Origin of the sequence: Siccirubricoccus deserti (genome assembly GCF_014283215.1) — a bacterium.
GTDB classification, from domain to species: domain Bacteria; phylum Pseudomonadota; class Alphaproteobacteria; order Acetobacterales; family Acetobacteraceae; genus Siccirubricoccus; species Siccirubricoccus deserti.
This window is the reverse complement of sequence record NZ_JACOMF010000015.1, coordinates 86,234-100,391: the sequence shown is the minus strand read 5'-3', so window position 1 is coordinate 100,391 and position 14,158 is coordinate 86,234. Positions and strand designations below refer to the sequence as shown.

Below are 14,158 nucleotides of genomic sequence, written 5' to 3'. Positions count from 1 at the left end.
CATCCCGGCCGTGGTCTGTCTGGAGCAGGTATGAGTTTCGAGAATCCGGGCGCCGTCCCGGAGGATGACAGCGCGCGCAACAGCCGCGGCCGAAGCGACTGGGCCTATGACATGCTGCGCGAGGCGATCCGCGAGGGCACGATCGAGCCTGGCCAGCGCCTGATGGAGACGGAAGTCTCAACCTGGCTGCGCGTCAGCCGCACGCCGGTCCGTGAGGCGATGCACCGCCTGCAGGCGGAAGGGCTGCTGGAGCACGCCCCCGGCGGCGGCCTGGCGGTGGTGCTGTATGATCTGCGCGCCATCGGCGAATTCTACGCCACGCGCGAAAGCCTGGAGGGGGCAGCGGCGGCGCTGGCGGCGCGGCATGCCGACGACACCGAGATCCGCATCCTGTCCGCCATAGGGGACACCATGCGCGCCCTGCCGCCTGACCCGCGCGTCCATGCACGGGAGAACCAGGCCTTCCACGAACAGATCTACCGCGCCGCGCATAACCGCTTTCTGCTGAAGAGCCTGCAGACGCTGCTGAACTTCGTCCCCCTGCTGGGCCGCACGACCTATAACGCGCCCAGCCGGGTGGAGGACTCGCTGCGCGAGCATGCCGCCATCGTCGAGGCAATTCGTGCCCGCGACCCTGCCCGGGCCGAGGAAGCCACGCGCCAGCATATCCGCCACGCCTATGAAAGCCGCGTCCGCGTGGTGACCGAGGATCTCCGCAACGCGACCCAGCGCCGCTCCGCGCGCCCACCCATGCGCGGCCCGCTGGGAGGCTGAGCCGGACTAGGCATTCGACCGGCATGCGCCCGCGTGGATGGTGCATCTCGAAGTCGAGCAGGGCTGATGTCCGGAGCGGCGAGCCATCTGGCAGGGCGTGACGCCTTCCGGTGGATCGCTCTCGTTCGGAACCGGGCGATGGCTCCGGGGCACGCATCCGTTTGTGACAGGCGGCGGTCAACCGAGCCGTGGACTGCGGCGTTCTCCTGGCAGTGCAAGGGCGCTCGCGCCCGGAAGGAGGAGATAGCCATGAGGCGACCCACCGCCTCGGCCATGGGCATGCTGGCCTTGCTGGGGGCCAGCCTCTGTGCCTGTGCCGGGCCGACCGGCGGCCGCTCGTGGAGTGGTCCCGACTATTACCCCGGCGGCTACACCGGGCGTAGCTACGGGAGCTACTATCCTGGTCCAGGCTACTACCGCGACTACCGCGCCGACCGGTACGGCGCGTTCCAGCCGCATGGTCCGCGGCACTGGACGCGGCCGCCGGAGCATCGGCCCGCGCCCAGGACGCAGAACTGGTCGCAGGACCGGCTGCGCCAGCACTGGGATCAGTTGAAGCAACGTGACTGTGCTGCGGCCGGGATCCGTTGTTGAACTGAGAAGCCGGGCCACCGCTCGCCGAACACCCCGTCTGGTTGATGCCGGTTCCATATCGGCAATGCACTGCCGCCAGCAGCCCCCCCGGCTGCTATTGTCCCCCGTGGCCCCTGATCTGCCGGCGTTTCGCTGGCCTGGGCTGATGGGAGGGATGCGATGTGCAATGCCTGCGTAATGGACATCGTTGCAAGCCGGCTTGGGCGCCGCAAAGCGCTGGCCGCGGCGGGTGCGGCGATCGCCGCCTTCCGGCTCTCCGCCGCGCCCGCCGCCGCGCAGGCCATCAGGACGGCGCGGGTGGTGGAGCTCACCCACAGTCTGGGTCCGAACTTCCCGACCTTCGACGGGGCGCCCGCGATCGAGATCGAGCGGAAGCTCAGCTTCGCGCGCGACGGCTACAACATGAATAAGCTGACCTATCTGGAGCATGTCGGTACGCATTTCGACGCGCCGATCCACTTCAGCACCAATGGCCCATCCGTGGACGCGATCCCAGTAGAGTCGCTTGTCTGCCCGCTCGTGGTGCTGAACGTCACCGAGCGTGCCGCTGCTGATCCCGATTACCAGCTGACGCCCGAAGATCTGGCGGCGCATGAGCGCACCCATGGCCGGATCCCGCAGGGCGCCTGCGTTGCGCTCCGATCAGGCTGGGACGCGCATGTCGCCACCTCGCGCTTCCGCAATGCGGATGCCGCGGGCGTGCTGCGTTTTCCGGGCTTCCGTCCCGACCTGGCGCCGATTCTGCTTGAGCGCGGCGTCGCCGGCGTGGCGGTGGACACGCTGTCGCTGGACCACGGCGCCTCGCGCGACTTCGCATTTCACCTGGCCTGGCTCGGCGCGGGCCGGTGGGGGCTGGAGTGCGCCGCCAATCTCGGCGCTTTGCCGCCGACCGGGGCGACAATCGTCGCGGGCGCCCCCCGGATCGCCGGTGGCACCGGCGGACCTGGCCGCGCTTTGGCGCTGCTGTAGCCCAGGTCAATCCGGCGCGATGCTCCGCTGTGGCGTGCGGCTGCCGCGCAGCCAACCTGGAGGAACACCGTCCGGCGATCGCGCGAGCCGCCGTGGCCAGCGGCGCAGACCAATCCGGCCGTCGAACACCTGACTACGGCCGGTGCCGCGCCAACTGCTCCAGCAGCAGGGCATTGACCCGGTCAGACATCTGATCCGTCGCGTAATGCCCGACGTCGGGCAGCACTTCGAAGCGGCAGGGTCCGGTGACGAAATCCACCGTGCCCTCCGCCGCCATGCTGTCGGTGATCATCGCCCGCCGCCGGCTACGGCTGGCGGCTGGGTATTGGCGCCGCGCAGCCCGCCCTTCATCGTCACTGGGATGCGCATGTAGCGCACGCCATTCGCCTCGGCCGGGGGGAAGCGCCCGGCCCGCATGTTCACCTGGATGGAGGGCAGCAGCAGCAGCGGCGGCGCCAGCTTGGCGTCACGGCCTTCACGCATCGCGACGAATTCCGCCTCGGTCATGCCGTCCTTCACATGCGGGTTGCGCGCCCGCTGCTCGGCGACGGTGCTTTCCCAGGCGAAGCTGTCGCGGCCGGGCGCCTTGTAGTCGTGGCAGGTGAAGATGCGGGTGGCGGGCGGCAGCGCCAGCAGCCGATGGATGCTGCGCCAGAGCGCCCGCGCATCGCCCCCCGGGAAGTCGCAGCGTGCGGTGCCGTAATCCGGCATGAACAGCGTATCACCGACGAAGGCCGCATCCCCGATGACATAGGCGATGCAGGCCGGGGTATGGCCGGGCACATGCAGCACCTTCGCGGTGAGCCCGCCGATGGCGAACTCCGCGCCATCGGCGAACAGCACGTCGAAATCCCCGCCATCCGGCAGCAGGTCCTCCGCGCCGAAGACGGGGCGGAAGATCGCCTGCACGTCGCGGATATGTTCGCCGATGCCGATGCGGCCACCGGCCCGTGCCTTCACATAGGGCGAGGCGGTCAGATGGTCCGCATGCACATGGGTCTCCAGCACCCAGTCGAGGGTCACCCCCTCGGCCTCGGCCGCCGCCAGCACCGCATCGGCGCTGCGGGTATCCGCCTCGCCGCTGCGGTTGTCCCAGTCGAGCACCGGGTCTATGATCGCGCCGATGCGCGTTCCCGGGTCCCAGACCAGGTAGGTGACCGTATTGGTCGCCTCGTCGAAGAAGGCCCGGATCGCTGCCGCCATCACATCCTCCATCCGCAGCGGAAGATAACAGCGGAAATCAGTCCGCCGGTACATCCTGATCGCCGAGGCCCATGCTGCGTTGCATCAGCACCAGGTCGACCCAGCGACCGAACTTCACCCCGGCCGAGCGCAGCACACCAGCCTGGCGGAAGCCGAGCGAGACATGCAACCCGATCGATCCGGTATTCTCCGAATCGCCGATCAGCGCGAACATCTGGCGGAACCCCGCCGCCTCCGCCCGTTGCAGCAACGCCGCCACCAGCGCCTTGCCGACGCCCTGGCCGCGGACGTCGTCGCGGACATAGATGCTGTCCTCGGCGGTGAAGCGATAGGCGGAACGGTCGCGGAACTGGGTGTAATAGGCGAAGCCGATGATGCCCTGGCCCGGCTCATCGGCAACCAGCCAGGACCAGCCCTGGCCTTGCACCCGGGCGAGCCGCCGGGCCATCTCCGCCTGATCCGGCGGCGCTTCCTCGAAGGTGCCCGCGCCATGCAGCACGTGGTGGGCGTAGATCGCGGTGATGGCCGGCAGGTCGGCCGGGTCGGCATCGCGGATCGGCATGCGGGGCTCCCCAGCGTATCGTCTACAGCCTGCTCCTAGAGCAGTTTCGCATAGATCGGAAACGGTCCGCGTGACGGAATTTGCTTCGGCCGAATCCGCCTGCTCGTCTTCGATCACCTGACGCCCGCCGGCGGACTGTCCGGGGGCGATGCTCCACGAGCACGACCTCACGGTCCGCCTCCAGGCAATATCATGCAAAACAGCAACAACAAGCCGGCTGCGGACCGGCGGCAGCGCCGGCCGTGGCGATCAGCGGCCGAGCGCCTCGGTCAGCCGCGCCGCCAGCGCCAGCAGCGCCCGGTCGCGCCCCGGCGCGGCGACCAGCGAGAAACCGACCGGTGCCCCCTCCGCCCGGCCGGCCGGAATGGTCACCTCCGGCAGCCCGCCGAGCCCGGCAATGGCGGTGACTCCCATGGTCCGCTCCCGCACCGCATTCTGCTCCGCCTGGCTGCTGTCCCGCTTTGGCGCCGGCGCCGGGGAGGTGGGGTAGGCGAGCACCGCGCCGCCGGCCAGCAACGCCCGCAACTCTGCCTGGAATGCCCGGCGGAAGGCGCGGCCGGCGCTGGCCTTCGCCGGGTCCATCGCACGGGCGGCTTCGAAGCGTTCCTTCACGCCGGGACCGAATTCCGGCTTGGTCGCGGCGACCCAGGAGCCCAGCGTGGCCCAGGCTTCCTCCGCCTGGACGCAGCGGAAATGCTCATAGAGGGCGCCAAGGCCAGCAGGGGCCACCTCGATCCGTCGGGCGCGGCCGAGCAGCCCTTCCAGCGCAGTGAAGGCCGGGGCCAGGGCGGCAGCGGTGGCGGGCTCGGCATTGGCCCAGGCCTGCTCCGGCCGCAGCAATGGGCCGATGGTGCCGGGCGCATCCTCCGGCAGGAGCACCTCGCCGACCCGCGCCAGCACCGCGGCGCTGGCAGCGAACCAGCCGGGCGTGTCGAAGCTGGGGCCGAGGCCGCAGGCGCCGGCCAGGCTGATCGCCCCCCAGCTCGGGCGGATGCCGAAGGTGCCGCAATAGCTGGCCGGGATCCGCACCGAACCGCCGGTGTCGGACCCCAGGGCAAAATCGACCAGCCCCGCCGCCACCGCCGCCGCCGAGCCGCAGGAGGAGCCGCCGGGGAAGCGGTCGGGCGCCGCCGGGTTGGTTGGGGTGCCGTGCCAGATATTCTCGCCAGTCAGCCCATAGGCCAGCTCAACCGTCTTGGTCTTGCCGCGCAGGTGGGCGCCGGCCTGCAGCAAGGCGGTGACGACCGGCGCAGTCGCCGCGGCAACGGGGTGGGTGAGGGCCCAATCCGGATTGCCATAGGTCGTGGGCTGGCCGGCGACGTCGTAGAGATCCTTCACCGCGAAGCTGAGGTCAGCGAGCGGCCCCGTTGGGCTGCCGGCGATCTCCACCCGCGGGCCGGGGATGAAGGCGCCTACAGTGTCGGTCAGGATCTCGGGCATCGGCGCCTCGGCTGTCGCGTGAGGTCCGAAACTGCGGCATCTGCATCGCGCGGGCAAGCAGTGGCCGGGGCGGCCGATGCCGGCCGCCCCGCCTCGCGTGGGTCAGCGCCCCCGTAGCAGCTCCGGCACCCGCAGCAGGATGAACTCATTCGCATCGGCCCGGGTCAGAAAGCGGCCGGCGCTGAACGGCAGGTTATTGTCATTCGCCACGATAATGTGGTCGGCATCCACCACCGCGACATTCTCGATGGTGAAGAAGGGGAAGCCGAAGCGGTCGGCCGGAGCGCCGGGCCCGCGGTCGCCCTGGGTGCGGGCCAGCTTCTGCGGATCGCGGATTGCCATCAGGTCGATATGGCCGATCTTGTGGACGAAGCCCTCGGCGTCGGTCCGCTGCAGGTCGACCAGGTAGATGCGCTTGAGCCCGGCCGGCTTCGGGAAACAGGCCGGCGGCTGCTGGCCATCGGCGCAGGCAAGGGACGGATCGCCCTCGCCATCGTCGCGCTCGATGATCAGGGCGCGACGCTCGTCCACCATGTTGAAGTCGCCGATCGAGGTGCTGCCTGGCTCGAGGCGATACTTCATGGCCCGGCCGGTCCAGGCGCCGCGGGCGGTGTCGAGTTCCAGGATCCGCAGGAAATTCCCTTCCGGCTGCCCGGCGGAGATGAACAGCGGCTTCTCCAGCAGGGCAAACAGCCGGCTGCCATCCGGGGAGAGCGCCAGGCCCTCATAGCCACCGCTGCGCTGGGCGCGGAAGGCGGTGGTGGCGGAGGGGTTGGCCGCCAGTTGCAGTGCCGGATTGTCGGGGCTGCGGATCTCGGCGTTCTCAAGCTGCGTCGCCACCACCCGCTGCACCCGGCCTTCGAGGTCGAGCTTGATAAGGAAGGGGCCGAATTCCTCGCCGATCCAGAAGCCGTCGGCGACCGGCTGGATGCTCTCCGGGTCGAAATCGGCGCCGGTCAGGAAGCGGGTGGCGGAGGAATCGGTGGCGATGGGGAAGGGCACCACCCGGTTGGGATCGGAGAGAAAGATGCTGCGTTCGATGGTCACGTTGCCGGTACGGAAATCCGGCCGGAGCTTGTGGAACATCAGCAGCGCGTCGGAGGAATTGCGCCGGTTGCCGAAGCCGTTGTCGGTCAGCACCCAATAGGCGCCCGGCTCGCCGGCCACCGGCTTGATGCCGGAGAAGCCCTGCACCGGCTGGCCTTCGAAGGGCAGCGACAGCCCGGTCGGGCGGCGGCCATAGGCCGGGCCGGTGTCGCCCGGCATGCTGCCGCGCTGCTCGACCCGCAAATTGCCCGGTCCGGTGAAGCGGCCTGAAGTGGCGAAGCCCGGGAGGGCCCCCGCCGGCGGCGCGACGAAGCTGGCGGCGGGCAGGAAGGCGTGGCCGGCGAGCGTTGCCTCGAAGCGCTGGTCGGCGCGGGCGGCGCCAGGCAAGGCCGCCATCAGGCTGGCGGCGAACAGGATTGAGCGCATGCTACTCCTCGATTCGGCAACGAGGGCAGGCTAGCGGTCGGGTGTTTCAACGGCGCTGCGGTCGCGTGACACCTCGGCGACCGGCGACCGGCGACCGGCAACCGGCGACCGGCGACCGGCGACCGGCGACCGGCCACCGGTGATCGATCACACGATCTCGAACAGCACCGTCCTGACCGCCAGCGCCGCGCTCACGGCCACAGCCGAGGAACCCCGGCGATGATCTCGTTCAAATTGCAGCACGGGCAGAAGAACGTAATGTTGAAATTGCGCAATAAAAAGGGAAATTGCAGGCCAGCATTGCACTGTCCCGTGTTGCGCTTTGCACCACCTTGCAGCATCTAACCGCCCCATGGACACGCTCGCCCCAACCTCGAAGCCCGCCATCCCCGCCGCCTTCCATGGCGAGACGGTCACCTGGGTGCAGCACTGGACCGATCGGCTATTCTCTTTTCGCTGCACCCGCGACCCGCGGCTGCGCTTCACCTCCGGTCAATTCGCCATGATCGGCCTGATGGTCGCCGGCAAGCCGCTGGTCCGGGCCTATTCCATGGTCAGCCCGGCCTGGGACGAGGCGTTGGAATTCCTCTCCATCAAGGTGCCGGACGGCCCGCTCACCTCCCGGCTGCAGCACATCGGGGTGGGCGACACGGTGCTGATCGGCCGCAAGCCCACCGGCACGCTGCTGACCGAGAACCTGCTGCCGGGAAAGACGCTCTGGCTCCTCGCCACCGGCACCGGCCTCGCTCCTTTCATGTCGCTGATCCGCGAGCCGGAGGTGTATGAGCGCTACGAGAAGGTCGTGCTCTGCCACACCGTGCGGGAGGTGAAGGAGCTGGCCTATCGCGACTACATCACCCAGGAGCTGCCGCAGCACGAATTCCTTGGCGAGATGCTGCGCGGCAAGCTGCTCTACTACCCGAGCGTGACCCGCGAGCCCTTCCCGACCCAAGGCCGTGTCACCACGCTGATCGAGTCCGGCCGGATCTTCACCGACCTCGGCCTGCCGCCGCTGTCGACCGAGCATGACCGGGTGATGCTCTGCGGCTCCGAGGCGATGAACGCCGATGTGAAGGCGCTGCTGGAAGCCCGCGGCTTCATCGAGGGCTCGAACAGCGAGCCCGGCAGCTACGTGGTCGAGAAGGCTTTCGTCACGAAATAGGCCAGGGGGGGCGTCGCCCCCCTCTCGGCACCAACGGCGAGCCGATTCCAGCAGCCGCTCAGGCCGCCAGCCGGACCCGCGCCGATGCCTTCACCATCTCGGCGCATTTCTCGCCAATCATGATGGCCGGCGCATTGGTGTTGCCGGAGACCACCGTCGGCATGATCGAGGCATCGGCGACCCGCAGCCCCTCGATGCCGCGCACCCGCAACTCGGGATCGACCACGCTCTCGGCGTCGCCGCCCATGCGGCAGGTGCCGCTCGGGTGGTAGATCGTGCCGCCGGTGCAGCGGATCCAGGCGAGGATCTCATCATCCGAGGCGGCCGCCGCGCCGGGGGAGATCTCCTCCTCCACCCAACGCGCCATGGCGGCGGCCTGGGCCAGCCGGCGGCCGAGCTTGACCCCTTCGATCATGCAACGCCGGTCGGTCTCGGTGGCGAGGTAATTGGCGTGGATCAGCGCCTTGGCCTGCGGGTCGGCGCTGGCCAGGGTGATGGTGCCGCGGCTCTCCGGCCGCAGCTGGCAGGCGCTGATGGTCATGCCGGGGAAGGGGTGCAGCTCCAGCATCGTCGTGCCGGTGCTGAAGGGCAGGAAGTGGTACTGCACATCCGGCGTCTCGCTGCCCGGTAGCACCCGCGCGAACAGCCCCGCGGTGCCAGCGCTGACGGTCAGCGGGCCGGTGCGGCGCAGGGCGAACTCGGCGCCCATCAGCGCCTTGCCCCACCAGCTGCGGGAGCGGGTGTTCATGCTGGCGCGCTGGTTGACGCGATAGGCCAGCCGCGCCTGGAAATGGTCCTGGAGGTTGCGCCCGACCTGCGGCAGCTCATGCACCACCTCGATGCTCAGGCTGCGCAGATGCTCCGCCGGGCCAATGCCCGAGAGCATCAGCAATTGCGGGGAGGCGATGGCGCCGCCGCAGAGGATCACCTCCCGCTCCGCCCGGATGGTCAGGGCCGCGCCGTGCCGCACCAGCTTCACCCCGGCAGCGCGGCGACCTTCCAGCAGCAGCCCGGTGCTGTGCGCATCCGTCACCACCACCAGGTTCGGGCGGCTGCGCGCCGGTTTCAGATAAGCGGTCGCCGCACTGCAGCGCCAACCGTTGCGTGAAGTGGTCTGATAGAGGCCAGCGCCCTCCTGGGTGGCGCCGTTGAAATCCGGATTGTGTGGAAAGCCCAGCTCGGCCGCCGCTGCGATGAAGCTCTCGGCCAGCGGGTTGCGGTCGCGCATATCGGAGACGGCGAGCGGCCCGCCCGTGCCGTGGAGCTCGCTCGGGCCGCGCTCCTGATCCTCGCTGCGCTTGAAGAAGGGCAGCACATCCTCGAAGGACCAGCCGGTGCAGCCAAGCTGGCGCCAATGGTCGTAGTCGGCGGGCTGGCCGCGCAGATAGAGCAGCCCGTTGATGGCGGAGGAACCACCCAAGGTGCGGCCGCGCGGCCAGGGCACCCGGCGGCCATCGAGGTTGGGCTCCGGCTCCGTCATCAGGTTCCAGGACAGGGTCGGGTGGTACATCGTCTTGGCGTAGCCGATCGGCACATGCAGCCAGGGGTTCCGGTCGCGACCGCCGGCCTCCAGCAGCACCACCCGCACGCCGGGATCCTCCGACAGTCGCGCGGCGACGGCGCAGCCGGCCGAGCCGGCACCGACCACCACGTAATCCGCACTCAACGGCAACACATCGGCCATGCCAGATCCCCGGAAATCGCTGTTGCGACGCAGCATGCTCGACGCCGCGCCGCATGCAGCAAAGCCCAACATCGGTGGCGCGACCAGGGGGCTTGCTGCGCCGGACGGCGCGGCGGAGACTTCGCCGCATGAGCCCGATCGACGCCCTCGCCGAACTGCTCGGCCCGCGCCACTGCCTGCGCGACGCCGCCGACACCGCGCCCTATGCCGCCGACTGGCGCGGCAGCTATCGCGGCGCGCCGCTGGCGGTGCTGCGGCCGGGCACGGTCGCGGAGGTCGCCGCCGCGGTTGCGCGATGCGGCGCCGCGGGTATCGCGGTGGTGCCAGCGGGCGGCCGCACCGGGCTGTGCGGCGCGGCGGTGGTCTCGCCCGGCGGCCCGGCCGCGGTGGTGCTGAGCCTGGAACGGCTGAACCGCATCCGCGACATCGATGCGCGCGACTTCTCCCTGGTCGCCGAGGCCGGCTGCGTGGTGCAGCGGGTGCAGGAGGCGGCGGCCGAGGCCGGGCGCTTCTTCCCCATCGCCTGGGGCGCCCAGGGCAGCGCGCAGATCGGCGGCATGCTGAGCACCAATGCCGGCGGCATCCGCACCATCCGCTGGGGCAATGCCCGCGACCTGGTGCTGGGGCTGGAGGTGGTGCTGCCGGACGGAAGGGTGCTGAACGACCTGCGCCGGGTGAGAAAGGACAACAGCGGCTACGCGCTTCGCCATCTCTTCCTCGGCGCCGAGGGCACGCTCGGCGTCATCACCGCCGCGGCGCTGCGGCTGGTTCCGGCGCTGAAGCGCGTCGAGACCGCCTTCGTCGCGGTGCCCTCGCCGGATGCGGCGCTGACCCTGCTGTCGCGGGTGATGGGCAGCGGCGCCGAGGTCATTGCCTTCGAACTGGTGCAGCGCATCTGCCTGGAGATGGTCGCCGAGCACGGGCCGCACCTGCGCCTGCCGCTGCCGTTGGACAGCCCCTGGTACGTCATGGTGGAACTGGCCGCGGCACACCCGGACGTGCCGGTGCGGGCGATGCTGGAAGCCTCCCTGGCCGAGGCGCTGGAGGCGGGCGAATGCACCGATGCGGTGCTGGCCGGGAATGAGGCGCAGCGCACCGCCTTCTGGCGCATCCGCGAGGATTACCCGGAATTCGCCCGCATGGCCGGGCCGGCGATCTCCACCGACACCGCCGTGCCGGTCTCCGCCGTGCCGGAATTCCTGGCGCGGGTGGAGCAGGTGCTGGCGGAGCGCTGGCCGGAGGGGCGGATGGTCGCCATCGGCCATGCCGGCGACGGCAACATCCATGTTGGACTCAGGGCGCCGCCCGGCGTGACGCGGGAGGATTGGATGACGCGCGCCGGGGCGGCCGACATGGCGGTGAACGAGATCGCCGTGGCACTCGGCGGCAGCTTCAGCGCCGAACATGGCATCGGCGTCTCCAAGCTGCATGTGATGCAGGCGTTGAAGGACCCGCTGGCCATCGAGGTGATGCGCGGGATCAAGCGCCTGCTCGACCCGCGCGGGGTGATGAATCCGGGGAAGGTGCTGCCGGCGAATTAACGGCACTGGCCGGCTATTGACCAGCCCACGAAGCCGGGCGGAAAAATGAGGGCGGCCGGCCGCCCCTTGATGACGGTACGGCGCCGCATCCCACCGATCGCCGACAAGGCTGGCGCCTGAGGAGGAACACCAATGGCTTTCTACCGAGGCATGACCTGCGAGAACGTCACCCTCAAGGGCGACGGGGGAACCCCGATCACCGCCTATGTGGCCAAGCCGGAGGGCAAGGGTACCTTCCCGGGCGTGGTGCTGGTCCACCACCTTCCTGGCTGGAGCGAGCTTTACATCGAGACGACGCGGCGCTTCGCGCATCATGGCTATCTTGCGATCTGCGCCAACCTTTATGAGCGCGCGGGCGAGGGCAACCCGGACGACGTCGCCGCCAAGGTGCGCGCCGAGGGCGGAATCGCCGATTCCCAGATGGTTGGCGATACCGCGGCCGCGGTGGCCTGGATGCGCGCGCAGCCGGAGCACAACGGCAAGGTCGGCATCTTCGGCTCCTGCTCCGGCGGCCGGCACGCCTTCATCTACGCCTGCCAGAAGAAGGATGTGGATGCCTGCGTCGATCTCTGGGGCGGGCGCGTGGTAATGGGCCAGGAGGAGCTGAACGCCAAGACTCCGGTGGCGCCCATCGACATGACGAAGGACCTCTCCTGCCCCCTGCTCGGCCTCTTCGGCAATGACGACCGCGCGCCGAGCCCGGAGCAGGTGGACCAGCATGAGGCCGAGCTGAAGAAGCACGGCAAGAACTACGAATTCCACCGCTATGACGGCGCCGGCCATGGCTTTTTCTACTGGCACAGGCCGCTCTACCGGCCGGAGCAGGCCATGGATGGCTGGAGCAAGGTCTTCGCCTTCTTCGGCAAGCATCTGGCGAAGTAGGGAGGCGCCGGCATGTGCACCTCCATCATCGAGATCGTTGCCGCCGAGGGCATGGCGAAGCGCGGGGAGGGATGGTTTCCGCTGACGCAGGCGGTGGTCGCCTATGACCATGCGCGCCATGCGCCGCTGGCCGACGTCATCACCCTCGACTTCTTCAATGCCGGCCTGGAACCCGGGGCGCGCGCCGGTGTCGAGCTGACGCTCGACTCCGCCAAGGGCCTGCGCGCCGCGCTCGACCGCGCCATCGCCGCCGCCGAATTCGAAGAGGCGGAAGTGCGGGGCAAAGGTGCGAGCCCGCGCCTGGTCCACGCCGCGTAGAAGCGGCGGCATCCAACTTAGGCCGGGGGCAGCGCGCCATAGGCGCCAACTTCAAAGAAGTTCCATAAGGCAAACGGCTTAATCGGGGACGCTGCCCCCGAACCCCTGCTGGGGGGATGCTTATCCCCCTGGCCTCGCTCCCTCTATCTGCCGGCGAACGCCGCCAGCATCCGCGCATGGCTTCGCGCACCCCTGTGCAGGCAGGTCAGCTCGAATTTCTCGTTTGGGCTGTGCACCTGGTCGTCGTTCAACCCGAAGCCGACGAGTAAGGAATCGAGGCCGAGCAGCCGCCGCAGGCTTTCCACCACCGGGATGGAACCGCCGCTGCCGACCAGTACCGCCGGCCGGCCATATTCCGCCGCCAGCGCCGACCGCGCCGCCGCCACCCAGCGGCTTTCGGCCGGCACCTCGATGCCCGGGGTGGTGTTGAGGATGCTGACCTCGGCCCGCGCCCCCGGCGGCAGGCGTTCGGCGACGAAGCGGCGGATGCCCTCGGCCACCTTGGCCGGATCCTGCCCCGGCACCAGGCGGCAGGAGAGCTTGGCATGCGCCTCGGCGGCGATGACGGTCTTGCCACCCTCACCGGTGTAGCCGCCCCAGATGCCGTTGAGATCGGCAGTCGGCCTGGCCCAGAGCCGTTCCAGCGCGCCGCGGCCACGCTCCCCGGCCGCATGGCTGAGGCCGATCTCGCCGAGGAAGGCGGCCTCGTCGAAGCCGAGCGACGCCCATTCCGCCGCCTGGGCGTCCGAGACCTCGGCGACGCCGTCGTAGAAGCCGGGGATCTGCACCCGGCCTTCGCTGTCCTGCAGCCCGCCGAGAATCCGCGTCAGCGCGTTGATCGGGTTCAGCGCCGCGCCGCCATAGAGGCCGGAATGCAGATCACGCGAGGCGGCATGAAGGTCGATCTGCGCATAGACCATGCCGCGCAGCCGCGTGGTGATCGCCGGCGTGGCGATGTCCCACATGTTGGTATCGCTGATCACCGCGACATCCGCCGCCAGTTCCGCCTTGTTGGCAGCGAGGAAGGCATCGAGGCTCGGGCTGCCGACCTCCTCCTCACCCTCCAGAAGCACGGTGACGCGGCAAGGCGGGCCGCCGGCGACCGTATGCCAGGCGCGCAGCGCCTCCAGCCACATCGAGACCTGACCCTTGTCGTCCACCGCGCCGCGCGCCACCACGCGCCTGCCCTGCGGCCCCTCGGCGATCACCGGCTCGAAGGGCGCGGAGTGCCACAGCGGCAGCGGGTCGGCCGGCTGCACATCGTAATGGCCGTAGAACAGCAGATGCGGCGCGCTGCCGCCGGGGCCGGGGTGATGCGCCACCACCGCGGGGTGGCCGGCGGTCGGCCGCAACGCGGCGGTGAAGCCGATGGTGGCCAGCCGGTCGCGCGCCCATTCGGCCGCGCGCAGGCAATCCGCGGCATGCGCCGGCTGGGCGCTGATGCTCGGGATGCGGAGCCAATCCATCAGGCGGTCGCGGGCGGCATCCGCCTCGGCGTCAATCTCGGCGAGGATCTTGTCGAGCGTGTCGGTCATCCCGGCATCCTGCACCCGGTG

Annotated in this window: 14 protein-coding genes; 7 read left to right on the top strand and 7 right to left on the bottom strand. The window is 69.9% G+C overall.

Features of this window, described 5'->3' with window-relative positions; all coding sequences use genetic code 11:
- Positions 1 to 30 precede the first annotated feature (30 nt).
- The 3 genes from H7965_RS14190 (at position 31) to H7965_RS14180 (ending at position 2,337) form a co-directional block, all read left to right on the top strand.
- Positions 31 to 774: a GntR family transcriptional regulator gene (locus tag H7965_RS14190; protein WP_186771243.1), complete on the top strand. Its 744-nt coding sequence runs from the start codon at positions 31 to 33 to the stop codon at positions 772 to 774.
- A 249-nt stretch (positions 775 to 1,023) separates the two neighbouring features.
- On the top strand, positions 1,024 to 1,368 hold the full coding sequence (locus H7965_RS14185; RefSeq protein WP_186771242.1) for a hypothetical protein: 345 nt from the start codon (positions 1,024 to 1,026) through the stop codon (positions 1,366 to 1,368).
- A 297-nt stretch (positions 1,369 to 1,665) separates the two neighbouring features.
- Entirely contained in the window at positions 1,666 to 2,337 is a 672-nt protein-coding gene (locus H7965_RS14180) for a cyclase family protein (RefSeq protein WP_222440608.1), read from the top strand.
- Positions 2,338 to 2,470: 133 nt separating this feature from the next.
- On the opposite strand, the gene H7965_RS14175 is transcribed toward H7965_RS14180, so the two are convergent.
- The 5 genes from H7965_RS14175 to H7965_RS14155 form a co-directional block, all read right to left on the bottom strand.
- Positions 2,471 to 2,629, bottom strand: a complete 159-nt coding sequence (locus H7965_RS14175) for a hypothetical protein (RefSeq protein WP_186771240.1) — start codon at positions 2,627 to 2,629, stop codon at positions 2,471 to 2,473.
- The gene (locus H7965_RS14170) at positions 2,626 to 3,540 is read right to left on the bottom strand and encodes an MBL fold metallo-hydrolase (RefSeq protein ID WP_186771239.1); all 915 of its coding nucleotides are present in this window, start codon (positions 3,538 to 3,540) and stop codon (positions 2,626 to 2,628) included. Before H7965_RS14170 ends, H7965_RS14175 begins: the two co-directional genes overlap by 4 nt.
- 37 nt (positions 3,541 to 3,577) lie before the next feature.
- Positions 3,578 to 4,102 carry a GNAT family N-acetyltransferase gene (locus H7965_RS14165; RefSeq protein ID WP_186771238.1) on the bottom strand — a complete coding sequence of 175 codons (525 nt, stop codon included), beginning with the start codon at positions 4,100 to 4,102 and terminating at the stop codon, positions 3,578 to 3,580.
- Positions 4,103 to 4,351: 249 nt separating this feature from the next.
- Positions 4,352 to 5,542, bottom strand: coding sequence for an amidase (locus tag H7965_RS14160; RefSeq protein ID WP_186771237.1), 1,191 nt, complete (start codon positions 5,540 to 5,542; stop codon positions 4,352 to 4,354).
- Between the two features lie 102 nt (positions 5,543 to 5,644).
- Positions 5,645 to 7,015 carry an esterase-like activity of phytase family protein gene (locus tag H7965_RS14155; RefSeq protein ID WP_186771236.1) on the bottom strand — a complete coding sequence of 457 codons (1,371 nt, stop codon included), beginning with the start codon at positions 7,013 to 7,015 and terminating at the stop codon, positions 5,645 to 5,647.
- A 352-nt stretch (positions 7,016 to 7,367) separates the two neighbouring features.
- Between H7965_RS14155 and H7965_RS14150 the strand changes: the two genes are divergently transcribed.
- A complete protein-coding gene (locus tag H7965_RS14150; RefSeq protein WP_186771235.1) occupies positions 7,368 to 8,177 on the top strand; it encodes a ferredoxin--NADP reductase in 810 nt (269 codons plus the stop codon).
- A 58-nt stretch (positions 8,178 to 8,235) separates the two neighbouring features.
- On the opposite strand, the gene H7965_RS14145 is transcribed toward H7965_RS14150, so the two are convergent.
- Positions 8,236 to 9,861 carry a GMC family oxidoreductase gene (locus tag H7965_RS14145; protein ID WP_186771234.1) on the bottom strand — a complete coding sequence of 542 codons (1,626 nt, stop codon included), beginning with the start codon at positions 9,859 to 9,861 and terminating at the stop codon, positions 8,236 to 8,238.
- Positions 9,862 to 9,989: 128 nt separating this feature from the next.
- On the opposite strand from H7965_RS14145, the gene H7965_RS14140 reads away from it, so the two are divergent.
- From H7965_RS14140 to H7965_RS14130, 3 genes are all read left to right on the top strand, one after another.
- Complete coding sequence (locus H7965_RS14140; protein WP_186771233.1) at positions 9,990 to 11,402, top strand: FAD-binding oxidoreductase; 1,413 nt, start codon at positions 9,990 to 9,992, stop codon at positions 11,400 to 11,402.
- Positions 11,403 to 11,534: 132 nt separating this feature from the next.
- Entirely contained in the window at positions 11,535 to 12,284 is a 750-nt protein-coding gene (locus H7965_RS14135; protein WP_186771232.1) for a dienelactone hydrolase family protein, read from the top strand.
- A 12-nt stretch (positions 12,285 to 12,296) separates the two neighbouring features.
- Positions 12,297 to 12,602 (top strand): DUF6295 family protein, encoded by a 306-nt coding sequence (locus H7965_RS14130; RefSeq protein WP_186771231.1) that lies wholly within the window; start codon positions 12,297 to 12,299, stop codon positions 12,600 to 12,602.
- A gap of 143 nt (positions 12,603 to 12,745) precedes the next feature.
- Here the strand turns inward: H7965_RS14130 and H7965_RS14125 are convergent, their stop codons facing one another.
- Positions 12,746 to 14,137, bottom strand: coding sequence for a dipeptidase (locus tag H7965_RS14125; RefSeq protein WP_186771230.1), 1,392 nt, complete (start codon positions 14,135 to 14,137; stop codon positions 12,746 to 12,748).
- Positions 14,138 to 14,158: the final 21 nt, after the last annotated feature.

Coding starts and splice junctions, on each gene's coding strand:
- H7965_RS14150 (WP_186771235.1), top strand. CDS start 7,368: ATGGACACGCTCGCCCCAACCTCGAAGCCCGCCATCCCCGCCGCCTTC.
- H7965_RS14170 (WP_186771239.1), bottom strand. CDS start 3,540: ATGGCGGCAGCGATCCGGGCCTTCTTCGACGAGGCGACCAATACGGTC.
- H7965_RS14135 (WP_186771232.1), top strand. CDS start 11,535: ATGGCTTTCTACCGAGGCATGACCTGCGAGAACGTCACCCTCAAGGGC.
- H7965_RS14125 (WP_186771230.1), bottom strand. CDS start 14,137: ATGACCGACACGCTCGACAAGATCCTCGCCGAGATTGACGCCGAGGCG.
- H7965_RS14165 (WP_186771238.1), bottom strand. CDS start 4,102: ATGCCGATCCGCGATGCCGACCCGGCCGACCTGCCGGCCATCACCGCG.
- H7965_RS14130 (WP_186771231.1), top strand. CDS start 12,297: ATGTGCACCTCCATCATCGAGATCGTTGCCGCCGAGGGCATGGCGAAG.
- H7965_RS14185 (WP_186771242.1), top strand. CDS start 1,024: ATGAGGCGACCCACCGCCTCGGCCATGGGCATGCTGGCCTTGCTGGGG.
- H7965_RS14140 (WP_186771233.1), top strand. CDS start 9,990: ATGAGCCCGATCGACGCCCTCGCCGAACTGCTCGGCCCGCGCCACTGC.
- H7965_RS14145 (WP_186771234.1), bottom strand. CDS start 9,861: ATGGCCGATGTGTTGCCGTTGAGTGCGGATTACGTGGTGGTCGGTGCC.
- H7965_RS14155 (WP_186771236.1), bottom strand. CDS start 7,015: ATGCGCTCAATCCTGTTCGCCGCCAGCCTGATGGCGGCCTTGCCTGGC.
- H7965_RS14175 (WP_186771240.1), bottom strand. CDS start 2,629: ATGATCACCGACAGCATGGCGGCGGAGGGCACGGTGGATTTCGTCACC.
- H7965_RS14160 (WP_186771237.1), bottom strand. CDS start 5,542: ATGCCCGAGATCCTGACCGACACTGTAGGCGCCTTCATCCCCGGCCCG.
- H7965_RS14190 (WP_186771243.1), top strand. CDS start 31: ATGAGTTTCGAGAATCCGGGCGCCGTCCCGGAGGATGACAGCGCGCGC.